Here is a 26,515-nt window from a genome sequence, read left to right as displayed (position 1 = left end):
CCATAGCCAGCTAAAAGGACTCATATGCAAACTGCACCGCATTCTCATGATTTAAATATGCCTTCCCCGCGCTCTATCCTGATCATGAGTGCACTTTGCTTAAATATGTTTTTAGTGGCTTGTGATAAAAATGAACCCGTACAGCAAACCGAAACAGCCAAATCCATTGAAGTCATTCCTCAAGATCTAGTTGCAGTTCAATCTGGCAATTCAGTTCAAAAAACCGCATTCACCGGCACCATTCGTGCAGTCAATCAAAGCAGCATACAAGCACAGGTCTCTGCTACTGCTACCAGCGTAAACGCGCAGGTAGGTCAAACGGTTTCTAAAGGACAGGTGCTGGTACGCCTGAATAATCAGGACAATGCAGCCCGCTTGGCACAGGCACGTGCAAATCTGGCCTCTACTCAAGCGCAAGCCAATCAGGCTCGCAACATGATGCAGCGTAAAAAGCGTCTGCTCGATCAGGGGTTTATTTCAAAAGTAGAATATGAACAAAGTCAGGTCGATTATCAGGCCCAGCTTGAAAATGTCCGCGCCCAGCAAGCCAATGTCGATATTGCCCAGAAAGCAGATCGCGATGGCACCATGACCAGCCCGATCAGTGGCGTGATTACGCAACGTCAGGTTGAACCGGGTCAAACCGTTGCCATTGGACAAACCCTGTTTGAAATTGTCGATCCGAAACGGCTGGAAATTCAAGCACGCGTACCTAGTGATCTGCAATCAGGTTTAAGACTGGGCAGTCAGGTCGAATACAACATTCAAGGTAATCCAAATCGGCTCACTGCCGTAATTAGCCGGATTTCCCCCATTGCAGATCAGGCCAGTCGCCAGATCGAATTCTTTGCCACGCCGAATGAAACCATTCCTTCGCTAAGTATCGGCTCCTTCGTTGAAGGCAACATTCTGAGTTCACAACAGATTTCTGGCCAGCTGATTCCATTAGATACTATTCAAGACATTCAGAATAAACCTTATGTCTGGATAATACGCCAGAATAAAATTATCAAAGTCAATGTTCAGGTACTAGAACAGCGTTATAGCGACAACATTGCCGTGGTTCAAGGACTGGAGAGCAGCGATCAGGTCAGCCGGGTTAAGTTTAGCGAAGCCGATCTGCAAAAAACTGTCACCCTTCGCGCCAACTAAAACCATTCATACAGGATCATTGACATGTGGTTTACCCGAATTAGTGTGAAGTATCCGGTTTTCACCATCATGATGATGTTCTGTTTGATGGTACTGGGACTGGCTTCCTGGCAGCGGATGGGCGTTGAAGAATTTCCTGATGTCGATTTCCCTTTTGTGGTGATCTATACCAACTATCCGGGCGCTTCTCCGGAAACGGTTGAATCGGAAATCACCAAGAAACTCGAAGATCAGATCAATACCATTTCCGGTTTGAAACAGGTGATTTCCCAGTCCAGTGAAGGCCTGTCCATCATCACCACTGAATTTAATCTGGATGTGACATCTACCACAGCAGCTCAGGACGTGCGGGATAAAATCGCTTCTGTAACTGCTGAATTTCGTGATGAGATTCAGGAGCCGATTGTAGAACGTTATGACCCGACGGCGAATGCGGTAATGTCGATCGTATTTGAATCCGACAATATGGATGTGAAAGCGCTCAGTTCCTATCTGGATCAGCGAATTGTGCCACAATTGCGTACAGTCCCGGGCGTCGGAACGGTCAACCTGCTGGGTGATGCGCAGCGCCAGATCCGGATTCAGGTGGAACCACAAAAACTACAAGCCTTTGGCATTGGTGTGGACAGTGTGATTAACACCTTAAAGGCCGAGAATATTGAAGTCCCGGGGGGGACGCTTAAATCGGGTAATTCGGAACTGGTCATTGAAATCAATTCCAAAGTACTGCATCCCCTCGCCTTCGGCGATCTGGTTATTGCCAATAAAAACGGCGTACCGATTTTCCTGAGACAAGTGGCCAATATTCAAGACAGTCAGGCAGAGCTGGAATCGGCTGCCTTTTTGAATGGTAAAACCGCAGTGGCAATTGATATTTTGCGCAGTTCAGATGCAAACGTCATTGAAGTAGTCGACAAGAGCTACGCAGCTTTAGAAAGCATCAAGGCGCAGCTTCCGCAAGGTACCACTTTACAAGTGGTGGTGGACTCCTCCAAAAGTATCCGCGGCACCATTCGCGATGTAGCCCGCACCATTATTGAAGGTGCGGTACTGGCTGTACTGATTGTCCTGCTATTCCTGGGTTCTTTCCGTTCAACCGTGATTACCGGTTTAACCCTGCCCATTGCACTCTTGGGCACACTGACCTTTATCTGGGCCTTTGGTTTTAGCATCAATATGATGACTTTGCTGGCGCTGTCCTTGAGTATTGGCCTGTTGATCGATGATGCAATTGTAGTCCGAGAAAACATTGTCCGGCATGCCGACATGGGCAAAGATCATGTGACTGCCGCGCTCGATGGCACCAAAGAAATTGGCTTAGCCGTGCTGGCCACAACACTGACCATTGTTGCCGTATTCCTGCCTGTGGCCTTTATGGGCGGAATTATTGGCCGTTTCTTCTACCAGTTCGGGGTCACGGTGAGTATGGCCGTTCTGATCTCGATGTTTGTCAGCTTTACTCTGGACCCGATGCTCTCTGCACACTGGGCAGAAAAGAAAAAAGATCCAAACAAAAAACCAGGTCGGGTGAAACGTTTCTTTAGCTGGATCTCTGGCAAACTGGACAATCTAAGCCATGTCTATGAAAAATTATTAAAACTGGCGCTGCGCTTCAGATTGATTACTTTATTAATTGCGGTCGCTTCATTATTTGGTGCTCTGGGTTTATCCAAACTGATCGGCACCGAATTTGTACCGGTTCCGGATAAAGGTGAAATCCGGATCAAGTTTGAAACACCGGTCGATTCATCGCTTGAATATTCACAAGCCAAACTGCAGCAGGTGGATCAGATTATTCGTCAGCATCCGGATGTCAAAGCCACCTATGCGGTGATTAATGGTGCAACCGACCGCGGTAAAAACCATGTCAGTTTACGGGTGACCGTGACGCCGCGTACCGAACGTGAAAAGACCCTGAATGACTTAAATAATGAATTTCGCCAGCGCCTGCAATCGGTTGCAGGAATCAGCATTACCTCGGTGGCATCCGCCGATGAAACCGTTTCTGGTGGCCAGAAGCCAATCATGATTTCGATCAAAGGCCCGGATCTGGATGAACTGCAAAAAATTTCTGATCGCTTTATGACGGAAATGGCGAAAATTAATGGCATTGTCGATCTGGAAACTTCATTAAAAGAACCCAAGCCAACTCTTGATGTACAGATTAATCGCGTCTTGGCCAGTGATTTAGGTTTATCAGTCAATCAGATTGCCAATGTAGTGCGTCCGCTGATTGCCGGTGATGATGTTACGACCTGGCAGGATGAAAAAGGTGAAACCTATGATGTGAATCTGCGCCTGACCGAAGACCAGCGCAGCTTGCCTAGCGATTTACAGAATATGTATATCACCTCAAATAAAACCGATGCCAATAATCAACCAATTCTGGTTCCGCTTTCGAGCGTGGCCAAATTTGAAGAAAAACTCGGTGCCTCGCAGATTAATCGACGTGATCTGGCACGTGAAGTGCTAGTCGAGGCCAATACCTCAGGACGTCCTGCAGGCGACATTGGTACGGATATCAGCCGCTTGCAAGAAAATTTTGATATGCCACCGGGTTATAGTTTCGATACTCAAGGCTCCAATGCCGACATGGCAGAATCCGCAGGTTATGCCCTGACTGCGATTACCCTGTCGATTGTCTTTATCTATATTGTGCTCGGTTCGCAGTTCAACAGTTTTATCCATCCTGCGGCAATTATGGCCTCACTACCATTGTCGCTGATTGGCGTATTTCTGGCCTTGTTCCTGTTTAACTCAACCATGAACCTGTTCTCGATTATCGGCATTATCATGCTGATGGGACTGGTGACCAAGAATGCGATTCTACTGATCGACTTCATCAAGAAAGCCATGGACCGCGGCGAAGACCGTTATGATGCGATTATTGCCGCTGGTAAAACCCGTTTGCGTCCTATTCTGATGACTACCAGCGCGATGGTCATGGGCATGGTGCCACTTTCCCTAGGGCTAGGTGAAGGTGGTGAACAAAGTGCACCGATGGCGCATGCGGTGATTGGTGGGGTAATTACCTCTACCCTGCTGACCCTGGTGGTGGTGCCGGTGATCTTTACTTACCTGGATGACTTTAAGAATTTTATGCTGCGTCAGGCACGTAAAATCATGGCATAATTTAATGCAACACAATGAGGTGACATTCCCAAAAGCTCACCTCATTTTTTATTGTATAATCCCTGCTTTAACGCTTAATTTTTTAGGACAGTTTCCATGCGCGCGAGTCGCTTTTTATTTGCAACGTTAAGAGAAACCCCGAACGATGCTGAGGTTATTTCACATCAGCTCATGCTTCGTGCCGGTATGATTCGTAAGTTGGCTTCAGGTCTATACACCTGGTTGCCGATGGGCGTTCGCGTATTAAATAAAGTTGAAGCGATCGTTCGCGAAGAAATGGACAAAGTCGGTTCACTTCAAGTCTATATGCCGGTGACTCAACCTGCATCTTTATGGGAAGAATCAGGTCGTTATGTACAATACGGTCCTGAGCTTTTACGCTTCAACGACCGCCATGGCAACCCATTTGTTCTCGGTCCGACGCATGAAGAAGTGATCACTGACCTTGCACGTAACGAATTAAAAAGCTACAAGCAATTGCCTGCAAACTTTTACCAAGTACAAACCAAATTCCGTGACGAAATTCGGCCACGTTTTGGCGTAATGCGTTCACGTGAATTCATTATGAAAGATGCCTACTCTTTCCATGCCAACCAGGAATCACTGCAACAAACCTACGACGACATGTATGCAGCCTACTGCAAAATCTTCACCCGTCTTGGTTTAGATTTCCGTCCAGTACAAGCAGATACCGGTTCAATCGGTGGTTCAGGTTCTCACGAATTCCACGTACTGGCTTCAAGCGGTGAAGATGATATCGCATTTTCGACTGAATCTGACTATGCAGCCAATATTGAAATGGCAGAAGCAGTACTTGTCGGTGAACGTGCGGCACCAACACAAGAACTTAAACTGGTAGATACACCAAATCAAAAAACCATTGCAGATGTATCAGCATTCTTGGGTACGAACCCTGCTCATTCAGTAAAAGCCTTATTGGTTCAAGGTGTTGCGACTGAAGAAGGTCAAGATGCACCTGTGGTTGCTTTATTCCTTCGTGGCGATCACGAACTGAATGAAATTAAAGCTGAAAAAAATCCTTTAATTGCTGCACCTTTAACATTTGCTACTGAAGAACAACTGCAAGCCCTTGGCTTAACTGCTGGCTTTGTCGGTCCTCAAGGTCTGGTCGAAAAAGGTGTTACCGTCATTGTTGATCGTGCAGCATCTGTATTGTCTGACTTTGTTGCGGGTGCAAATGCAGCAGATCAACACGCAACAGGTGTAAACTGGGAACGTGATGCGAAGTATTCTGAAGTATATGACCTACGTAACGTGGTTGAAGGCGATCCATCTCCAGATGGTAAAGGCACGCTTCAAATCAAACGTGGTATCGAAGTGGGTCATATCTTCCAGTTGGGTCAAAAATACTCTGAAGCTTTGGGCTGTAAAGTATTGGGTGAAGATGGCAAGCCATTTACTGTGACAATGGGTTGTTATGGTATTGGCGTGACGCGTGTGGTGGCTTCTGCAATCGAGCAGAACTTTGATGAGAAAGGCATTATCTGGCCAACTGCCATTGCACCGTTTGAAGTTGCCATTGTGCCGATGAATGCCCATAAATCGCCACGCACATTAGAAGCTGCGGAAGCTCTTTATGCTGAATTACAAGCTGCAGGTTTTGACGTATTACTTGATGACCGTAACGAACGTCCGGGCGTGAAATTCTCTGATCTTGAGCTGACAGGTATTCCACATCGTATCGTGATTGGTGAGAAAGGTTTGGATGCAGGTACTTTTGAATATAAAGGCCGCCGTGACGCTGAGTCAGTCAATATTTCGAAAGAAGAATTGTTGGCGAAGATTGCTAAATAATTTGTCTTTATAATAAAAAATCCCGCATATTGCGGGATTTTTTATGGCTATAAACTAGCAGAACTTATGCCCACCAAAGCAGTTTGAAGTCACATTCTGGTTTTGTAGCAACTTATCCATTAAGGTTAAGGTTGCGGGAGTTCCACCATTGTAGTTAGTAAATTGACCGACATCAATATTTAATTTACGTACGACTGGCACATTTGCAAGCGAACCTACAGCTTCACCTACATTTACATTAATCAAATTTTCAGGACGTAACAGGAATTCTGAAATAGCTGTGGCAACTTGAGGTAATACAAATGAAATATCCACTTCATCTGTGGTTTTTAATACCCCTAGTTGGATCGGATCTTTAAAAGACATCCACCAACCTGGTTTGGCAATATCAGCTGCATCTGCTCCTTGCCAATGTACATTTTGACTTTGTAACGATAAATAGCCGCCTGTACCATTTAAAGGAATATTATGAATCATGTTCAAAGCTTGGACAAAGGTAATGTCCATATTCAGATTATCCAGACTTGAACCTGCACCCATTTGAAAGAAGGAGTGTTCACCAAGATTTAATCCTAAAAAGCTAATTAAAGCCGGAAATTCAACATACAATTTATCATTTGAAAAATTTGGTGTACCAATCACATCATTTGGTAAACTTGAGCCCGATACAGGTGCTGCCAAAGGAATCGAGGCAATACTGGAACGAATATTCTTCACAGTTGCCGACTTTAGTCGTTGTCCGGTTACAATAGTCTCAGGCATGGTAAAGTCCACCCGCATGGAAGGCACCGTAATACCCGTATGGCCATCAGCACCCGGCTTACTCGTGAATTTTCTTGTTTGTCCGAGTGCTTTCAAATTTCCTGAAATTTTCTGGTCATCCGCAACCCCAAACGTTCCCGCTTTTGTTACAGACTCACCCGTGGTTTGCGCCATTTTCATATAGCCACTAAAACTTTTGAGACCATCATTCGGATTCTCAACGTTATCAGTTCCCATGGTCAAAAGTCCGACAATTTTATCTGCACCTAAGCGAAAACCCACTACTTCTCGGGTAGAGGCACTTCCGCCATTTTTAATCGCAAATTCAATAAAAGGATTATTTATACTGGCACTAGTGTTAGCCCGATCACCTGAAAAGACTGGATTACCTTTAACATCAAGACTGGTATTTAATCCACTTAATGCTAAGTTGGAAATATCAATGTCACAACCATTCTTATTGCCGATACTGTTATTAGTTCCACCACAACCGAGCTGTAAAGTTTTAATATTAACATTTAACTCCATCAAAGCCTCAACGCTCAGCTTATGAAAGTTAATCCCTTGAGATGAATCATAAGCATTTTCTAGATTTAATAATGCTTGCGCATCAACTGCAGATAAAGCGTCATCATCTAAAGCTGTCATTGCAAAACTTTGTTGTGTAATCACGCACATTGCCAAAGCCAGACTATTCAAAAGTATTTTTTTCATTTTAACGTCCTAATATTCTTATTAACGTGGTGTGATTCCCATCGTGCTACGAATGGTTCCACCCGTCAGTGCAATACTTGCCATGTTTTGCATATTACCATTGGTTGCCATGGCGAAATTGGTTTTAAATGGGGTAGCGATATTATCTTTATAATTAAGTTTGACCTGATTATCCAAAGTCACTGTATCTGCACTGACACGAACTTTTGCTTTGACACCCAAATGACCTTCCATCCGGTTAAAATTAATTGACGAAGTTTTTAATACACCGGTTGAATCAATATCCTCATTGGCGAAACTAAAATAGCTACCTAAATTTTTATTATCGGCGCTTTCTTCAGCACTTAAAGGCCTAAATTTAAAGTTTGCATCAAATGACAAAAAGTTAGTATCTGGTGAAGTGCTAGTTGGATCTACACCAGGGATAATCAGAAGCTCACCACTTCCATCTAATTTAAAAGCAATATTGGTTAAAACATCATCACGTTTAAAAAAATTATCATGTGGGACATACTCCCCGCATTTGGTGACTGATGCATTGGTACAATTATATTTAGAGCCGGGTAATTGACCAATCGCAAGTTCTGCTTTGGCAGCAATCAGTAAATCATCGGCACGAATATAGATCCCTTCATCTTCATAGCCAATAATACCTTCTGACTTGATCAAAGCATCGATATTCCTAAAACCGGCATAATAGTTAACAGCTTCACCATGCTCACCATTTTTACCATCAATCAAAATAATTGAGGTTGTGCTTGGCAACCCAGTTTTCTTGTCAATTCCATAGCCTTCTGTGGATACCATCATGTTATAAGCAATTGCCTGCTTGTTGTCTGTACCATAGGTAGTTCCAGACAATGCAACATTGGCATTGAGATTATAAATAGGAATACCAATTCCCCATGAGCCGCCATCCCCTGTCAGCTCAGGAAGAGAATTGTCAGAAATAAAACGTGCTTTTTCAGCAATAGACTGAAAATCCATACCCCGTATTGCAATAGAGGCAAATTCTTCTCCATTTGCGGCAGTACTAAGTCTCTGTTTAAGCGCAGAACTACTGCTACCTAAAGTCTTTTGCATATTTTCATTGATTATAAAATCGAGACTTTTGGCAGTAATGGTATTTATATAAATATTTCCAAGGTCGATATGGGCATTTTTACCATGTAAGACACCGTTCGCATTACGTGTAGTCAATGGTCTTAGATTGGAGAATTGCACAGCATGGCTTCCCTTACCGGTATGACCAATCTCAAGGGTGGTGGGTGCCATAGCTGCCGGGCGTCCGGTACTATTAGCACCTGTAAAATCTGCAGACAAGCCCAGATTTAATCCACCCTCTCCCACCAAATCACTGTATCCCGGTGCATTTTTGTCCTGACGCTCTAATACACCATTTACTTTATTGCTAACATCGAAAGTACCAATTTGGGTTTGATCAGCACTCATGGAGAGTCTTGCATTAGTGACTGCACCTGAAGCCCCTAATCGCATAATATTTTTACGTTCGTTATTTGGCGTATTATACCGTAAATCAATGTTAACCCCCGGATTGGTCGGATTAACCCGGCCAGCCGCGATATCAGTCAGATCTACAGCACGCTTTAAATCTACATACTGCTCTCGTGTTGTCAAAACCATGCCTTCGTTCGGGTCAATATACAGATAGCCCGATCCTGCAAAATTAAAATTAAAGTCATTCAAAATCAGACTATTTTCACCTAATTGATGACTAATCGTGGCATTTTTCAGTTGAAAGTCGATACTCGCAATTGAATCTTTATTAAATAAACCTGCACTGGTTTGCAATAGAACACTCAGCGGTGTAGAGGTACTAATTCCTAATGCACCTAAGCTTTGATTAGATTGTGTACCCGCAGTCCGAATACTATTTGCAGACTGACTACATGGATTGGTCGTACAAGCAATTTTTACCAAGTTTAAATCTGCAGTGGCTTGAAATGGTGAAACACTTGCCGCAAGCCGCAGTCCTGCCCCTTCCGAAGTTGCACCGACATCTATTTCCAGTTGACTAAGGATTGGATTATTATCTTTTCCATTAATTTCAACATCATGCAAACCTAAACCCATTTTTGTATTAGTCGTTGGATTTGGATCATACCAATTAACTTGAGCAATACTGGCTTTAGAAATTTCATGAGTAATCACCATACCATCTTGTCCAGTGACTTCACTCAATTCCTGCTCTTCAATACTTTCAAGTGCATAACCTTGTTGGATAAGACACATGCATACTGTTAGCAATTTCAACTTTATTGTTGTTTTTTTCATTTATATATCCTTATGCTGTACTTGACGTTGTTACTAACAACGACTTTGTGCCCCACCTGTACAGTTATAACCAAATATTTTCAAATTGCCTGACATATGTAAATTGCCATGAACATTCAACCCCATAAATCCTTTCTCAGCACCTTGATCAAACGAAGGAACATCTTGGGGCGCGGTCGTATAAGTTCCGTCGGCATTATAGGTACGCCCTGTATACGTACTATAAACACCAGTATTGGCATAACCTTCTAAAGCTCCAGCACCTGTGCCCGTTTCAATCGAAACCGTATTAAAACCCAAATTCCGGATCTTTAAAGGCTGGTTATCATAAAAGGTAATTTGCATCGCCGTCTGTGGTTCATTACGGTGATTAATAATGGTTGTACCATCAATTGAAAACTTATCAATCTGAATTGTGCCCTGAATACCTTTAAACACTAACCACTTTTTATTTCCATTGGCATCCATATGATTATTCGGTGCAATTGCTAATCGGCAAAACTGTCTACTTTCCCCACAAGTGTCCGGATCGAGCACATAAAATACGTCTAAAGGATTGCCATCGCTTCCCAGTTTGGAAATGGTATCTTTAGACAGATCGGTAGCATAAATATGGTTTAAGGATAAGGTCCAGTTCAGGTCCGCTCCACCCTGTCCTACGGTATCAGTTAATGCTTGCTGATCCAGAACCTCTAATCCGGCATAGCTAAACATCGCAGTACATAACAGTGTACAAAGAGTCAATAATTTGGACATGTTCGTACTCCTTTATAGACCTGTGGTTTTTATTTTTAAATGTTGAATCAGCACACCATCAATGACTGCCGAACCAAAGTTTTTACTTGAGCCATCAATGCTTTTAAATACAATGCCGGTTGAATCAACACCATCCTTAGCTCGCAGCATATTTGTTCCTGGAATCCGTTCTGTGGTGCCTATGGCAATACTACTGTGAGTTGCATTACGCCCTTGATAAAGTGCAGTAGTATCTAAAACATTATTTTTAATTGGTGTGCCACAACTATAGACATTACAGGTAGAACCCTTTAAATCGGTTGTTCCGAGTCCACCACCGTAATTTTGATAGATTTGATTATAAATAGAAGGAATATTGGGAATACGTGTCACTTCTAAAATAATGTTATTGCCTTCTGAACCCACCACGAAAGGCTGGTACATATTACCGAGCACCAAGTTAATATTTGGACTATAGAGATATAAACCATCAAAATCATGAAAGACTGGAGCAATACTTCCATTCAAGGCTGGGGTTGGGCCATCACCATCAAGCCCATCTGTTTTTGCTGCAGTACTTAAACGGATGCCTTTACTATTTAGATTAGAGTCCGTGATGCTTAAATTTTCTGGTTGATCATTAGTATTTAGACGAACAATACTCGCCATACCTAATGTTTGGCTGTAATTCTTATTGTCAGATTCTAAGGTTTGGAATAACCGAACTTGTGAGCCATTAAGACTAAGACCATTAGCAACAAATTGGGTTCTCAAACGGTATTCTTTATCAAGCCCCGAAGTCGGCCCACCTGTTATAGGATCTACCACATTAGAAGAATTAAGCTCACGCGCAAAAATATCACTCCAAAAACCCAACTTGATATTATTATCACTTTCCACACCTGCAATCGGGCTTAATGGAGCTTCTAAAGCAATATAGCCTACATCTTTAGCAGCGTCCTTGAACTGTTTAACATTTTCAGTTCCTGCACGAAACAACCAGGGATTTTCGGCTGATCCCCAACTAAAGCCTTGGTTACTGTATCTTGTGCTTAGAGAGCCATCACTTTTTGATAATGCCAAACCATAAATAAAGACATCGGCTTTAGTACGGAGCGTACTGACTGAAGAATTCATTGCCGCCTCCTTGGCAGCAATGGTTGCGCTTACCTTCACCGCCTGCTCCATAGCTATGACTGCATTTTTAGCCTGAATCAATGCATATTTATCAGCTTCAATTGCTAATTTTTCTTGAGTCCTTTCCTCAACAATAATGGGTACTCTTGGATCAATCACATTGTTCCGCGCACCTACTGCTTGAGTCCACTCATTATTAAGCGAAGTCCCTATTCGATTGCCCCACAGTAATTCGATCATTTCATAGGTATTTGCCAATGCGAATTCAGCAGATTTTTCTTGATTCAATAAAGTAGCCTCTAAAGTATTTGGTCTAACAGTTGTACCATCATTAACAAGACTAATTTTCCCATCGTAATAATCATCATAGCGCTGGTTATAATAGCGTTGCATCAGATCAGAGCTGCGCTTTTCCTCGACAAGACCAGTACGAACACTCGTTTTAAAAGCCGTAGTATTAAAACCATTATAAACTGATGTGTAATTATCTGTTTTATATTGAATATATTTAGATGTATAGGTATTTACATACAGGTTAGCATTGGCACTAATACCATTTAAATAATTACTAGCATAAACCCGATCATATACTTTATTATAGGCACGCTCACCTAACTGATTATAGTTCTCTCCTGTTGGAATAATACGAATAAATCCTGTATCTGCTTGTCCGGGATTTTCAATGCCTCTGGCATAACTGGAACCAGCAGAAAGATCTTTAGGACCTTGAAACACCATTTTGAAGTCGTCAAGAACAAGCGCAACACCTTCACCTGTGGTGTTAGAAAGAGAAGAATCTGATAATTCCTGCATCGCATGTGCAGAAGGCAACAGGCTGAAACCGATTGTCATCGCTAAATAACTTTTGCGAAATTTAAATATGTCTTTTATCTGAGTCATCTCACTCTTTCCTTTTTATCCGATGCTCCGCACCTTTATACTTCAGCTTCCCAGCCGCCAAACTTTAATTTTTATGATGCATTACATCTTTTTTATGGCTATGCGGAATCCATTATGCTGATTTTTAATACAGATGCCAAAGCCAATCAGGCGAAAAATAGCAGTTTCCGATGAATGAAAATCTCAAAAAAATAAACGGGACATAAAGTCCCGTCATTCAATATTTTAAAACAATTAGGTCTTCGGCAAAGTAACGCCTGTCTGACCTTGATATTTACCACCACGATCTTTATATGAGGTTTCACAGACTTCATCAGATTCAAAAAACAGCATCTGCGCCACACCCTCGCCTGCATAAATACGCGCAGGAAGATTGGTCGTATTTGAAAACTCTAAAGTGACGTGTCCTTCCCACTCTGGCTCAAGCGGAGTCACGTTAACAATGATGCCACAACGCGCATAAGTCGATTTACCTAAGCACACGGTCAAGACATTACGGGGAATGCGGAAATATTCGATGGTACGCGCCAAAGCAAACGAGTTCGGCGGAATGATACAAACATCCGACTCGATATCAATAAAGCTGCGTTCATCAAAGTTCTTCGGATCGACAATTGCAGAATGCACATTGGTGAATACTTTAAATTCGCGTGCACAACGCACGTCATAGCCGTAGCTGGATACGCCATACGAAATCAGCTTTTGACCATTTTCATCCAAACGTACCTGGTTTTCTGCATACGGTTCAATCATGCCGTGTTTTTCGCTCATTTCGCGAATCCAACGATCAGACTTAATTGCCATTGATATAATCCAAAAATCTTAAGAACAAGTTATTGCGACGTACTTTAACTGAAATTGCCACTAATGAAAATAAGTGAAAGTCCGAGAGCTCAAGTTGCCCAAAAATTGCTGATCGAGATTAGCTTATAAACTTAAAAGTGCAGAATAACTTAAAGGAATAGAAAAGCTCATTAGCACCAGCGAAGCCGTTTTCTGCAGGTTTTTCTGATTGAGCCAACGACTGTTTTTTCTGGCCAGGATTGAACCTAAAAAAGTCCAGAAGAATGCAATCGGAATCAGCAGAAGTAAAAAGACAAGCATATGAGTCACATAATGCTGACTACTTTTCCAAACAATGACAGGAAAAATAGCGGAGGCAAATAAAAGTGCTTTAGGATTAAGCAAGGTTGCCAAAAATAATTCTCGTGCGCGAATCGAGACATTTTCAAAATTTTCGCTTATTTCTGCAGTCCGCCATAATTTCACAGCGAGAAATAGAATATAGCCAGCACTAAAAAGTTTGAGAATCGTCGGTAAAAGCGGAAGATGAACGGAAATTTTTCCGATCAGAATGCCCCATAAGCTAATGGCGATCAGATAACCAAAGGCTTCCGCAGGAATTAAACGAAATGTTTTTTTAAATCCGACCTGAATGCCTGAAGATGCCAATAAGGTATTGGTTGGGCCTGGTGTTAAAAGAATGGTTGCCACTAAACCAATAAAAAACCATGAAATCATAGTTTGACCTCGCTCTAATCCGAGTAGCATAGAAGAATTCGGTCAGTGCTGCAAAAAAATAATTGTAAGAGAACATATAACCTAAAATTTAAATTTATTTATTTTAATTAATTCAAATATTTAGGATAAATACCCGATAGTCATTTCAGTCAATTTCGGCCATTTAAATCGAGCTAATTTTAAAAATAAGAAATAAAAAGCCCTAGCTTTTAGCTAAGGCTTAAATATCTGAATTTTCTATAGAATTAGAAAATTCGGCTATGATCTTTTTCTGCTTTGGGTAGCTGTGCGGCAATTTTCTCTGCAATCAGCATATAGCTTTCTGCAGCAGCATCTTCGGCAATGACAGAAGGTGTACCGGCATCCGCATTTTCACGAATTTTAGCATCCAAGGGTAAACGGCCCAATAATGGAATTTGATATTGCTCAGACAGTTTATCGCCACCGCCGGTACCAAAAATCTGTTCCTCAAAACCACAATTTGAGCAGATATGGGTCGACATGTTTTCAATCACGCCCATGATCGGAATCTGCACCCGATTAAACAATTCAATGCCTTTAGTCGCATCCAGCAAGGCCACGTTTTGTGGCGTCGTCACAATCACTGCACCCGTCACCGGAATACGCTGTGCGAGAGTTAACTGGATATCGCCTGTGCCAGGTGGCATATCAATCATCAGCACATCAAGGTCTGGCCATAGGGTCTGATTGAATAACTGCATTAATGCACCCGTGGCTTTTGGACCACGCCAGGCAACTGGAGTATTGTGGTCTCCAGTTAAATGTCCAATCGATAACACCGCCATTCCATAGGCTTCAATAGGGACAAACTGCTCTGCTTCGATCATTGGCGTTTTGCCGGCATTGCCGAGCATGGTCGGAATACTTGGACCGTAAATATCGGCATCGAGTACGCCTACGCGCAGGCCTAATTTTTGTAAAGCCAAGGCCAGATTGACAGTCGTGGTCGATTTACCTACGCCACCTTTGCCGGATGACACCAGAATCACATTCTGAATACGAGGATGTTTCGGGACATCACGCTGTTGCGGTGCAGCTTTTTGAATAGGCGGATTATTTGGATCAGGTTCTTCTGCTTTTGCAGGCTGTGCCGATGCATCAACCACAGGCGGAAGATTGGATTTTGCTTCAGCTTTAGGCTCGCTTGAACAGTTTTCACCTTCAGCATGATTATGCCCGCAACCACCTTCTTGCTTATGTCCAGTTTTCTGCTGAATCACGTGCATATTCAGCTCTTGAATACCACATTTTTGCAAAGCTTCCGCCAGTTCATCATGAATCTGTTGCAGCTGCGCTTTTTCTTCGGGATAGGTATTCAAAGTAATTTGCAGAATTTCACCCTGTACATTGACCTGCGTAATACGATCTTTCAAGGCATTGCTGGAATTTGGCAAGATATAGTTTTGCAGTACGTTCTGCACAGCTTCTTCGTTCACCTCCTTGGAAGGCGAAAAAACCGATTTAAGCGAAGAAAGCCAGGACATAGGTTACTCCAAAAATGTAGATCGACATCTGAATCGCTTAGTTTAACGGTGTTTTAGGCGAAGGTTAAGCACTGTATTGGAGAAGATGAAACAGATATCTTCAATTTCCAACTATTTTACTTGGTTTTGTGAAATATTTTATGAAATCTTGGTGAATAGAAATAATGAAAAATGAATGATTGAGAGTAAAGAAAGGCAGATTATTTTGATGTAATAAATTTTTTTTATTGATCTTATGTGATCAAGCCACTTTAACCCTCTGTAATTAAAGTGGCTCTATGATCACAGACTATTTATGATTTTTATTGTTTTCAGATTTGTCTTGTTGATCCTTGGTGTTTTTATCCTGATCTTGTTTCGATTCATCCTTTTTGGACTGAGATTTGCTTTCTGAATCTGTATCTTTGGCATCTTGCTGCTGATCCGAATCACTTTCCTTCGATTGATTATCTTTCATTTTATTCATCGTATCAGTCGCCATCTGTTTCAGATCAGCGAACTTAACCGAGGCTTCGCTGAATAAGTCTGTGATTTTCTGTCTGGTATCTTCAAACTTATGCATGGCTTCATCTTTTAAATTTGCCATACTTGCCTGCTGATCGGTCTGACCATCTTTAGCATTTTGTTTATCTGACTTGTTAGATGATTTATCTTGAGATGTATGATCTGCTTTGGCCTTTTTCACATCATCCGAACCTTGCTCAGCATTTTGCTGGCCGTCAGATTTACCATGTTTCAGCTCATTCAGAAGCTTTTCACCTTTTTGCAATAGCTCCTCACCGATCGCAATCGCCTTGGCTTTTAGATCATCCATCTTAAAGCTTTCAGTTTTTTTATCGGACTGATTCTCTTGAGAACTATCTTTTTGCGCTGATTGCTCAGCATTTGCATCTTTGCCGTTGTGCTGGGTATCAGACTTCTGATCAGCATGGGTCTGGGCACTTTGACCGTTCTTATGTTCCTGATTATGCTGTTTATCTATCTCGTTTTGCTTTTGCTCTTTTGCAAGCTGATCATTCAATTCGCGTGCATGTTGTTCTTTATCTTGATTTTGCTTCGACGTATTGTTTTGGTTCTGCTGAGTCATGAGGTACCCTCCTTAGGCATATCATATAAACAATCAGCCATTTTTTAGCACAAAGCATCACGCGAATCGGGCGAAGTAAGCAAACTGCAACAAAGCCTGTACATGTTGTTGCTATTGTTTGCAGGATGTAGCATGAGCTGAGTCAAATCCGTATTGAAAAGCTCTATGCTAAAGATGATGCAGGCTTTTGTATTCGGGCCGTCCAAGTCCATCTATTCGCAGGGTTTCAGCAAAGCATTTCTTTGTAATTCTGTCAGCACATTTCCTTTAGCCTGCCAATTCAAATTCCGTCATGGCGTAATTTTCAAAGCTAAAGGGTGTATGTTGCCAATCCACATCTGCTGTTTATAGAATGCAAATTTATCATGAGACATTGCTTCAGGTTAGGCACGCAAAGTACTCATAAAGCTGACCGCAGAGAACAACCATATAAACAGAATGAAGCTGCGTGCTTGATTGAAATTGTCTATATCTGTGCCATGTAGCATGTTGTGACGGGTCATGGTCACATTCGAGCTTGAATCCATTTTATAGGCAGCAAGTTCAGCAAAATATGGATTCAGTTCAATCGCGATTTTGGACTTATGCCACAGGCTTTTAATTTCATTGCCTTTTAAACCCGGTACGATTTTATAAACATCGACAAACTTGGTGCCATTTTGCTTTAAAAAGCCTGTTTTGATCAGAATATCAGTCAAAATGCCTTCAAGCTGTGCATAGACATTGGGAATACAACCGCTGTAAAAGCCAAGCTTGTACATTTTCAAGCTTTCAAGCAACACCAAACGGCGCTTGGCTTTGATCTCTTCATCAATCTCTAAAGCATCAAAGGCTTTCAGCATTTCAGTTTGGAAATATTCGCTATTGATCATATCGAGTAAATTAAATTGCTCAACATCTTCAAACTGGTGAATGGTTGGCCAAAAATGCATGAGGTTTAAAGCATCATTGGCAAACTTTGCCCCAATCGGTTGATCCAGCTGATCTGCAAGCACTTGGAAGTAAGCATCTTGCTCTGCCAAGCCCGATAAGGTTTTAATTAAAAGTGTATGTTCATCTGCCGAGATGCCTTCAAGATAAGCTTTTGCATCTTTTAAAATCTGACTGCCCAATTGTTTTTGACTCGCAGCATTTTGCTTAATGCGCGTCACTGGTTGGTCATCTTCATAGTCGTCGTATTCGATCATGGACGGCTTACTCTTTTAATAAATGCAATAGCGCACTATTATCCACGATTCTTGCTTGGCTCGTAGTGCTAAGTCGGATGTTTTAACGATTTAACTAAACTCAATCATTCCTGATTTTAATAAAAACCATTTACGCTCAACAATAACTTTTGTTTTTCAGTGATTGCCCAATAATTATTATAGTAAGGTTTGGCTTTCTCAATCTTTTTAAACATGGGTTCCTGACATGCCTGTTCAACGGTTTCAATCTGTTTTTCTGAACCAAAAACAATGAATGAATCTCGAACTCTTTCTTGTCTAGGCAACTTAAACCACGGATCCGAAACGACATAATGAATATTGGAATGCCATGTTTTCCAACGTTTCTTTACCGTCGGTTGAATACATTCAATATGCTCAACGGTCTTGGCTTCACCATACTTCCATTGCTTTAGAAATACTTGTTTGGTTTTATCATTGAGTGGATAAACCATTACCCACACACCCCAATCACCACCATGATGGCGACTAAAATAAAAAATGGGATCAGGTAAATTCGGAAATTGTTCACGATCCGCTAAAACAGAATCATCTAACCTTTTTTGATGTTGCTGATCATCTACGATTTTTAAATTGATGATGAAACAAATCGCAAATAAAGTGCATGGCAAAAATACAAGATACAGAAACATTTTTAACGCATTTTTAAAAAAATTAATCATTCTTTAATCTGTTATTATTTTTCATTGATATATAAAAAGATTATTTGATTAAACCGAGTTGATGACAATGCTATCAGCAATTTTGAATAATTCACTAAAAGCCTTATGCAACTTTTGCATATCTCAGGTAAAATCGTCCACCTTGCATAATATACGAATGAGAGAGTCATATCCGTGCGTAATATCTTAGTCACTAACGCCCTTCCATACGCCAACGGCCCTATTCATATGGGTCACCTACTCGGTTATATCCAAGCTGATATTTGGGTACGTGCGATGCGTGCGATGGGTCATGATGTGACTTATGTCTGTGCGGATGATGCTCACGGAACTGCGATCATGCTGCGTGCCGAAGCGAATGGCATTTCACCTGAAGCGCAAATTGCCAATGTGCAAAAAGAACACATTCGTGACTTTGACGGTTTCGGTGTGCATTTCGATCATTATGATTCTACACATAGCGATACCAACCGTGCTCGTGCGTCTGAAATCTATGTGAAAAACCGCGATGCTGGCAATATTGCAGTTCGTCCGGTGACCCAGCTTTTTGATCCTGAAAAAGGCATGTTCCTGTCAGACCGTTTCATTAAAGGCACCTGCCCGAAATGTAAGGCGGAAGATCAATACGGCGACTCATGTGAAGTCTGCGGTGCTACCTATAATGCAACAGAATTGTTGAATCCGCATTCAACTTTAAGTGGGGCAACTCCAGTCGAAAAATCATCTGATCATTACTTCTTTAAATTGCCAAATTTTGGTGAATACCTGCAAAAATGGACTCGTGATGAAGGTCGCTTGCCGGTATCGATTGCCAACAAGCTGGACGAATGGTTTGAAAATGGCTTGAACGACTGGGACATCTCACGTGATGCGCCATACTTCGGTTTTGAAATTCCAGATGCGCCAAACAAATATTTCTATGTTTGGGTGGATGCGCCGATTGGTTATATGTCGAGCTTTGAAAACTACATCAAAACCAAACGTCCTGAATTGAATTTTGATGACTACTGGAAAAAAGATTCTGAAAATGAGGTCTATCACTTCATTGGTAAAGACATCGTGTATTTCCATGCCCTGTTCTGGCCCGCAATGCTGGAAGGTGCAAATTACCGTACGCCATCAGGCTTATTCGTAAATGGCTTCCTGACAGTCAACGGTCAGAAGATGTCTAAATCTCGTGGTACCTTTATTAAAGCGGAAACCTATTTAGAGCATTTAAACCCTGAATATCTACGTTATTACTTCGCGTCGAAACTTTCTGACAAAGTTGAAGATTCTGACTTGAACCTGGATGACTTTGTACAAAAAGTAAATTCTGACTTGGTTGGTAAAGTGGTCAACATTGCCAGCCGTTGTGCGAAGTTCATCAATACTAAATTTGACAATAAATTATCTGCAACTTGTGCAGAGCCTGAATTGGTTCAAAGCTTCATTGATGCGGGTGATTCAATCGCAGCGCAATATGAGTCACGTGAGTTCTCTGCTGCGATTCGTGAAATCATGGCGCTGGCAGACAAAGCCAACCAGTACATTGATGAGAAAAAGCCTTGGGCACTTGCGAAGCAGGAAGGTCAGGAACAACAGGTTCATGATGTATGTTCTGTGGGGATCAACCTGTTCCGTCAATTGGCAGTGTATTTAGCGCCTGTATTGCCGACACTGGCTCAACAGGTTCAAGATTTCTTGCAACTTGAAAGCTTCGATTTTGCTTCTCGCGAAACAATTCTAGTGGGTCATGAAATTGCATTGTTCCAACCCTTAATGCAACGTGTAGATCCAAAAGCGGTTGCTGCCATGGTCGATGCATCTAAAGATTCTTTAGCTGCTCCTGCTGTTGAACCAGCTAAAGCTGAAAAGAAAAAAGAGAAGAAGGTCGAGAAGAAAGCTGAACCTAAAGTCGGTGAAGCTGAAATTATTGGCATCGAAGACTTTATGAAAGTTGACCTACGTGTGGCTGAAGTTCTTGAAGCAGCTATAGTTGAAGGTTCTGACAAACTGCTTCAACTCACTTTAAACGTTGGTGAAGCTGAGCCACGTAATGTGTTCAGTGGTATTCGTGAGTTCTATCAACCTGAAGACCTAAAAGGTAAATTGGTGGTGATGGTGGCTAACCTTGCGCCACGTAAGATGCGCTTTGGTATTTCAAATGGTATGGTTTTAGCTGCGGGTAATGGCGATGGTGTTTGGGTGATTTCACCTGAATCTGGTGCTAAACCGGGTGATAAAGTGTCTTAAGATTTCCATTTTAAGCAAAGAAAGCCTCTACTGATGTAGGGGCTTTTTTATATCATAAGTTAAATTTAATTTCTTGATTTTTAATATTTTCAATATAAAATCAATGCGCTTTTTTATTCTTTTATAATTATTCGGGGTAAGCATGAAAAAATTACTAGTTTCAGTTCTAGCGATGTCTACAATTGCATTTACAGGTTGTTCAGTACGTATGGCTGACATGACAGTTGCATCTACTAAAAACTACAACCTAAACTCAAACCAGTTTGTGAAAGGTGAACGCGTTAAAGGCGAAGATAAAGTTCCTGTGATTTTATTCCCACTTGGTATTCCTAACTTCAAAACAGCAGTAGATCGCGCAATTGAAAAAGACCGTTGTGCTGTTGCACTTTCTGATGTGGTAATTACTCAACTTAATCAAGCATTTATTATTGGTCAGATTGGCTATCGTGTAGAAGGCACTCAAGTGATTGACCGTTCTCAGCCTGAATGTGCTAAATAAGTTATAAATATAAAAAAGCCCCTATCTCTAGAGGCTTTTTTATTGCTGGGTCACTCAGCCTTGCAACATAAATTCCCAAATCACAAAGCCTAGTCCAAAACCAATCAGCGCATATAAGGTAATGATGAAAAACACAAAGCTGGCATTGTTTTTTCTTTTCCAAAAATTCATCGCGACACCCAAAGCTTGTTCGTAATACCCCATGTTAACGAGCTTTTCATAAAAAGTGAAATATATCTAAGCATTTTATTTATAATAATATTTTAATGAAAAAACAGGTTTTTAACTTTCAAAAAATCAATATACAGATTCAGACTGAATTTTTAGTACAGATGCCAAATCGGCACTTCCATTTTAAAAAATGGTAAATATATTCATATTTTTTTTGCTGGCATCCGTGCTAATACATAGAATTGACTTTAATTACATAAGAATAGCCATGAAATACTTCACCTCTTCTCTCGTCGTGTCACTGTTTGCTTTAGGTTCAATGGCGGGTATCTCTCAAACACATGCGCAAACCGTTTCTAGCACCCAACAACAAAAACAGGTTCCGGGGTATTATCAGCATAACTTCGGAGATTACCAGATTACTGCCCTGCTGGATGGTACCAATTATCTGTCCAAAGCCTTATTTAAAGATATTCCAGCAGCTCAAGCCGACCAAATCTTGAAAAAACACTACGTCGATCAAGCCAAAGGCATCCAGACCTCCGTGAATGCCTTTCTGGTCAATACAGCCAAGGAACTGGTTCTGGTCGATAGCGGTACTTCAAGCTGTAATGGTCCACACCTAGGTTCAGTGTATTCCAATTTACAGGCTTCAGGGCATAAACCTGAACAGGTCAATGCCATCCTGCTCACGCATTTACATCCTGATCATGTATGCGGTATCAGTAATAACGGCGTTGCCAATTTCCCTAATGCCAACATTTATGTATCTCAAGCTGAACTGGATTTCTGGATGGATCCCAAAACGGTAGACAAATTACCAAAAGCCAAGCAGGCAGGTTTTTTGGGCACAGTCGATAAAATCAAGAAAGCCATTGCCCCCTATCAGGCCAAGAATCAGCTCAAAACCTTTAAAACTGGCGATAAAATCCATGCTTTCGATGTTATCAGTTCGGCTGGACATACACCGGGGCATTTTGGTTTTAGCTTAAAATCTAAAGGTCAGCAGATGGTGTTTATTGGAGATATTGTGCACTCACATACGCTGCAGTTTGATCGCCCACAGACCGGCGTTGACTTTGATGTCGATCCGAAAAAGGCGATCGAAACCCGCTTAAAATATTTTGCTGAATATGCGAAAAATGGTCAGACGGTAGCAGCACCACATTTGCCATTTCCGGGGATTGGACATATTTATTCTAAAGACAATAAAAGCTATCAATGGATTCCGGTACATTTTAAAGATTAATTGAATACTTCAATAATTTTATCTAAGCATGAAACCCTAATTTTTTAGGGTTTCATTTATTTTAAATATCCTTCAGCCAGATTCCCTATGACTTGGTAAATTTAAAACTTGAATGACGCTTTGAAATTTAAAAGCAATAGTTTCGTTTATTTTTAAATTTTTTCTTAAAAATCTTTTACTTTTTACGTGCACCTTTAGCATGCTTTTTTAGCACCGTTTTTCTTACGATAAATATAAACACCTAAAAATATAATATAAATCTGAATTTTATGAACTCTCGCCATGTCTTAGTTTGGTGCAAAAAAATAGTAACGTGCTTTATATCGAGTCTTATCAATTTCAAGAAATTCTTCATCAAAATTTCCCTTGCTTAGCCCTCTTCTACAATCAATTTGCCTCTATATACTGATTTTCTTTTGTGATCCCGCGCACTAAATTGGAACGCACCATGCAAAATATAGACTTATTATTTCTTCTTCTCGGTGCAGTTCTAGTGCTTGCCATGCATGCTGGATTTGCTTTTTTAGAGCTTGGAACAGTTCGACATAAAAACCAGGTCAATGCCCTAAGTAAAATTCTAACCGACTTTGCCATCTCCGCCATCGCCTATTTTTTAGTGGGCTACTATATTGCCTACGGTCAGCACTTTTTCCATGATGCTGCAACCTTGTCTGCCGATCATGGCTACAATCTGATGCGCTGTTTTTTCCTGTTGACCTTTGCTGCAGCCATTCCAGCGATTATCTCTGGAGGGATTGCAGAGCGTGCCAAAATGCGTTCACAGGCTTTAGCGACATTATTTCTGGTTGCGCTGATCTATCCTTTTTTTGAAGGTATGATCTGGAATGGCAACCTTGGTTTTCAGGATTGGCTGACCCATGCATTTGGCGCCAGTTTTCATGATTTTGCCGGTTCAGTTGTTGTTCATGCAATGGGCGGCTGGATCGCACTTGCCGCAATAATCCTACTTGGTGCACGTCATGGCCGTTACAAAAAAGATGGCCGGATCACCGCGCATCCTCCTTCATCAATTCCTTTTTTGGCTTTGGGTTCTTGGATTCTGATTGTTGGCTGGTTCGGCTTCAATGTCATGAGCGCGCAACGGCTGGATGCCATTTCCGGACTGGTCGCTATTAACTCTTTGATGGCCATGGTTGGTGGAACAATAGCGGCCAAAGTTGCGGGGAAAGATGACCCCGGCTTCCTGCATAATGGTCCCTTAGCAGGTCTGGTGGCAATTTGTGCCGGATCAGACGTCGTTCATCCCTTGGGTGCTTTTTTTATCGGGATCAGCGCCGGTATTATTTTTGTGAAACTCTTTACCTATACCCAAAATAAACTCAGAGTGGATGATGTACTGGGAGTCTGGCCTTTACATGGCGTTTGTGGTGCTTTTGGTGGATTAGCTGTGGGTATTTTCGGTCAGCAATGGCTTGGAGGAATGGGAGGAGTGTCTTTAATTTCACAACTCATAGGTACAGTGCTGGCGATTGTCATTGCCTTGGTGGGTGGTTTTTTGGTGTATGGCTTGCTTAAGGTTCTGATAGGTATTCGCCTGACTGAGGAAGAAGAGTTCAACGGTGCAGACCTATCGATTCATCGTATTTCTGCTAACTCGGAAGAAAATACTTTTTAATAGATACTTAGATTCTCAAATGAAGTGCAACAGAGATTAAATTATTGGAATGAAGCAAGATGAGCTAGCATTTTGCTTCCGACCGACCAAAGTCAAAGTTGCATCATGAACTATACTCATCTTACCCAAGAAGAAAGATATCAGATTTATACATTATTACGTGAAGGTTTTTCTAAACGTCATATCGCTTGGAGACTGAATCGTTCACCTTCAACCATTTCTAGAGAAATCAAACGTAATCAAGCGAGAAATGGCTATTTTGCTAAACATGCCAATAAAGTAGTAGCTCGAAGACGGCATTGTCCTAACCCTAAAAGAATTCCTTGTGAAATGTGGACACATGTCATCTCTTATCTTGATCTTCAATGGAGTCCTGAACAGATCGCTTCTTGTGTTGCAGTCAGTTTGCATTCAATTTATCGCTTTATACGGCAGGATAAAAATAAGGGCGGTACACTCTTTCATAACCTACGTTTCAGAAATCAAAGAAAGAGGAAATATGGCTCTCCTGAAACCCGTGGTCAGCTGAGTAATCGTAAAAGCATTCATGACAGACCTATTGAGATTGAGCAGCGGACTCGCTTTGGTGATTTGGAAATAGATACAATTGTGGGTAAGAAGCATCAGCAATCATTGGTCTCTATTGTAGATCGGAAGACAGGTTATTTATGGCTGAAAAAGTGTAGCTCACGCAAGGCAGAGGAAATTTGCCAAACAACCATCAGCCTTCTTGAACCGATCAAAGATCAGCTAAAGACGATTACTGCAGATAATGGTAAGGAGTTTAGCCTACATGAGTATGCTGCTCAAGCATTAGAAATAGACTGGTATTTCGCTGATCCCTATAGCGCTTGGCAACGAGGCACGAATGAAAATACAAATGGCTTAATCAGACAATATATTAAAAAAGGCAGTAATTTAAATGCCTATACGGATGAATATATCTCAGAAATCACTCAACGTTTGAATCATCGCCCAAGAAAAAGACTCGGCTTTAAAAGTCCGAGTCAGGTATTATGGCAACAACATGGTGTTGCACTTCAAATGCTAATCTAAGATATAAAAAAGCCTCTACGACTAGGGGCTTTTTTTTATTTATAAGCGGAGCGTCTATACGAAATAATTACTTCATACCGAAAATTAATTTTAAGCCAAGTACCGTCATCACTGCACCTGCTGCGCGGTCAAACAAAGCCTTAAACTTCAAATAAACACGACGTGGTTTTTCCGCAGATAATGCAACTGCGACCAGTGAACACCAGCCCGCATCAATAAAAAAACATAAGACAGGTAAAACAAAATAAAAATACGTTGGAATTTCTTTCGGTAACAGCGCAGTAAAAATACTGGCCAGCACAATTGCAATTTTGGGATTAGACAACTGTGTGATTAAACCGGTAGTAAAAGCACGGCGTAAAGATATCTGTTTGCTAATGGTTGTATCCGCTTCGATCGGATCTTTGGCATGTTTAATGATTTTAAACGCCAGCCAAAGCAAATATAGCCCCCCACAAATTTTTAAAGCCAGGTACGCTGAAGGTACTGCCAGTAAAAATGCCTGCAAACCGAGTACCGCCAGCAGACCAAAAATCGCTGCACCGAGACCAGTACCCAATGCAGTAAATAAACCATGTTTACGTGAAATGGCAATTGAATTTTTTGCTACATAAATAGAAGTCGGCCCGGGACTCATTGCGCCTAACATCAAGGCAAAAGCAATCGAACCTAAAATCCAGAATGATTCCACGAGATAACCTGACTTAAAAATTGAAGGGCTATTTTAAGCAAAAACCTGACAATTTGCTGTAAAAATTTCTGGATTTGTCATGAATTTCAACTATAGCAATTACTTAAGGTTTCAACTGATCCTGAGCACTCAAATGCTTGTCTAGCAGTTGATAATCCTGCTCATATACAGGTACGCCACCAATAATCATGGTACGGGTTTCTGTTTTAGGTTTATTCAACGCATCATCACAGCCCGACAGACTGAGCAGCATGCCGACCCACACAGCACAGGATAATATTTTCATTATTCTACCCTCCTCAGGGTTTCCTCTGTTTAGATTAGCATTGTTGTTT

General features: G+C 41.5%; 21 protein-coding genes. 8 read left to right on the top strand and 13 right to left on the bottom strand.

What is annotated here, in order from left to right:
- Positions 1-24: 24 nt before the first annotated feature.
- The 3 genes from H0S56_RS03560 to H0S56_RS03550 all read left to right on the top strand — a co-directional run bounded on the left by H0S56_RS03560 (position 25) and on the right by H0S56_RS03550 (position 6,099).
- A complete protein-coding gene (locus H0S56_RS03560; protein ID WP_195725675.1) occupies positions 25-1,152 on the top strand; it encodes an efflux RND transporter periplasmic adaptor subunit in 1,128 nt (375 codons plus the stop codon).
- 24 nt (positions 1,153-1,176) lie between these two features.
- Entirely contained in the window at positions 1,177-4,284 is a 3,108-nt protein-coding gene (locus H0S56_RS03555; protein ID WP_195725674.1) for an efflux RND transporter permease subunit, read from the top strand.
- Between the two features lie 96 nt (positions 4,285-4,380).
- On the top strand, positions 4,381-6,099 hold the full coding sequence (locus H0S56_RS03550; protein ID WP_195725673.1) for a proline--tRNA ligase: 1,719 nt from the start codon (positions 4,381-4,383) through the stop codon (positions 6,097-6,099).
- A 54-nt stretch (positions 6,100-6,153) separates the two neighbouring features.
- On the opposite strand, the gene H0S56_RS03545 is transcribed toward H0S56_RS03550, so the two are convergent.
- The 10 genes from H0S56_RS03545 to H0S56_RS03500 form a co-directional block, all read right to left on the bottom strand.
- The gene (locus H0S56_RS03545) at positions 6,154-7,575 is read right to left on the bottom strand and encodes a hypothetical protein (protein WP_195725672.1); all 1,422 of its coding nucleotides are present in this window, start codon (positions 7,573-7,575) and stop codon (positions 6,154-6,156) included.
- A 21-nt stretch (positions 7,576-7,596) separates the two neighbouring features.
- Positions 7,597-9,870, bottom strand: coding sequence for a DUF6160 family protein (locus H0S56_RS03540; protein WP_195725671.1), 2,274 nt, complete (start codon positions 9,868-9,870; stop codon positions 7,597-7,599).
- 33 nt (positions 9,871-9,903) lie between these two features.
- A complete protein-coding gene (locus H0S56_RS03535) occupies positions 9,904-10,626 on the bottom strand; it encodes a hypothetical protein (RefSeq protein ID WP_195725670.1) in 723 nt (240 codons plus the stop codon).
- Between the two features lie 12 nt (positions 10,627-10,638).
- Positions 10,639-12,642, bottom strand: coding sequence for a hypothetical protein (locus H0S56_RS03530; RefSeq protein ID WP_195725669.1), 2,004 nt, complete (start codon positions 12,640-12,642; stop codon positions 10,639-10,641).
- A 234-nt stretch (positions 12,643-12,876) separates the two neighbouring features.
- Positions 12,877-13,446, bottom strand: coding sequence for a dCTP deaminase (gene dcd / locus H0S56_RS03525; RefSeq protein WP_004280726.1), 570 nt, complete (start codon positions 13,444-13,446; stop codon positions 12,877-12,879).
- A gap of 123 nt (positions 13,447-13,569) precedes the next feature.
- Positions 13,570-14,163 (bottom strand): LysE family translocator, encoded by a 594-nt coding sequence (locus H0S56_RS03520; RefSeq protein ID WP_195725668.1) that lies wholly within the window; start codon positions 14,161-14,163, stop codon positions 13,570-13,572.
- A 245-nt stretch (positions 14,164-14,408) separates the two neighbouring features.
- Entirely contained in the window at positions 14,409-15,668 is a 1,260-nt protein-coding gene (gene apbC, locus H0S56_RS03515) for an iron-sulfur cluster carrier protein ApbC (RefSeq protein ID WP_195725667.1), read from the bottom strand.
- Positions 15,669-15,957: 289 nt separating this feature from the next.
- Entirely contained in the window at positions 15,958-16,755 is a 798-nt protein-coding gene (locus H0S56_RS03510; protein ID WP_195725666.1) for a putative sodium/potassium/calcium exchanger, read from the bottom strand.
- Positions 16,756-17,138: 383 nt separating this feature from the next.
- On the bottom strand, positions 17,139-17,942 hold the full coding sequence (locus tag H0S56_RS03505; protein WP_195725665.1) for a hypothetical protein: 804 nt from the start codon (positions 17,940-17,942) through the stop codon (positions 17,139-17,141).
- Positions 17,943-18,058: 116 nt separating this feature from the next.
- On the bottom strand, positions 18,059-18,613 hold the full coding sequence (locus tag H0S56_RS03500; RefSeq protein WP_227554923.1) for a hypothetical protein: 555 nt from the start codon (positions 18,611-18,613) through the stop codon (positions 18,059-18,061).
- Between the two features lie 204 nt (positions 18,614-18,817).
- On the opposite strand from H0S56_RS03500, the gene metG reads away from it, so the two are divergent.
- Together metG and H0S56_RS03490 are read left to right on the top strand one after the other, a co-directional pair.
- Positions 18,818-20,878, top strand: a complete 2,061-nt coding sequence (metG, locus tag H0S56_RS03495) for a methionine--tRNA ligase (protein ID WP_195725663.1) — start codon at positions 18,818-18,820, stop codon at positions 20,876-20,878.
- A 142-nt stretch (positions 20,879-21,020) separates the two neighbouring features.
- Positions 21,021-21,377 carry a hypothetical protein gene (locus H0S56_RS03490; protein ID WP_004280734.1) on the top strand — a complete coding sequence of 119 codons (357 nt, stop codon included), beginning with the start codon at positions 21,021-21,023 and terminating at the stop codon, positions 21,375-21,377.
- Between the two features lie 54 nt (positions 21,378-21,431).
- On the opposite strand, the gene H0S56_RS03485 is transcribed toward H0S56_RS03490, so the two are convergent.
- On the bottom strand, positions 21,432-21,548 hold the full coding sequence (locus H0S56_RS03485) for a hypothetical protein (RefSeq protein WP_195726045.1): 117 nt from the start codon (positions 21,546-21,548) through the stop codon (positions 21,432-21,434).
- Positions 21,549-21,816: 268 nt separating this feature from the next.
- Between H0S56_RS03485 and H0S56_RS03480 the strand changes: the two genes are divergently transcribed.
- From H0S56_RS03480 to H0S56_RS03470, 3 genes are all read left to right on the top strand, one after another.
- The gene (locus tag H0S56_RS03480) at positions 21,817-22,797 is read left to right on the top strand and encodes an MBL fold metallo-hydrolase (RefSeq protein ID WP_195725662.1); all 981 of its coding nucleotides are present in this window, start codon (positions 21,817-21,819) and stop codon (positions 22,795-22,797) included.
- Positions 22,798-23,245: 448 nt separating this feature from the next.
- Complete coding sequence (locus tag H0S56_RS03475) at positions 23,246-24,433, top strand: ammonium transporter (protein ID WP_195725661.1); 1,188 nt, start codon at positions 23,246-23,248, stop codon at positions 24,431-24,433.
- Positions 24,434-24,538: 105 nt separating this feature from the next.
- Entirely contained in the window at positions 24,539-25,489 is a 951-nt protein-coding gene (locus tag H0S56_RS03470; RefSeq protein ID WP_195725660.1) for an IS30 family transposase, read from the top strand.
- A 67-nt stretch (positions 25,490-25,556) separates the two neighbouring features.
- On the opposite strand, the gene H0S56_RS03465 is transcribed toward H0S56_RS03470, so the two are convergent.
- Both H0S56_RS03465 and H0S56_RS03460 read right to left on the bottom strand, forming a co-directional pair.
- A complete protein-coding gene (locus tag H0S56_RS03465) occupies positions 25,557-26,180 on the bottom strand; it encodes a LysE family translocator (protein ID WP_195725659.1) in 624 nt (207 codons plus the stop codon).
- Between the two features lie 103 nt (positions 26,181-26,283).
- Positions 26,284-26,466 carry an NF038215 family lipoprotein gene (locus H0S56_RS03460; protein WP_005104073.1) on the bottom strand — a complete coding sequence of 61 codons (183 nt, stop codon included), beginning with the start codon at positions 26,464-26,466 and terminating at the stop codon, positions 26,284-26,286.
- Between the last annotated feature and the right edge of the window lie 49 nt (positions 26,467-26,515).

Source organism: Acinetobacter lwoffii (genome assembly GCF_015602705.1).
In the GTDB taxonomy this organism is placed as follows: Bacteria; Pseudomonadota; Gammaproteobacteria; order Pseudomonadales; family Moraxellaceae; genus Acinetobacter; species Acinetobacter lwoffii_E.
This window is presented reverse-complemented; position numbering and strand designations above follow the sequence as displayed.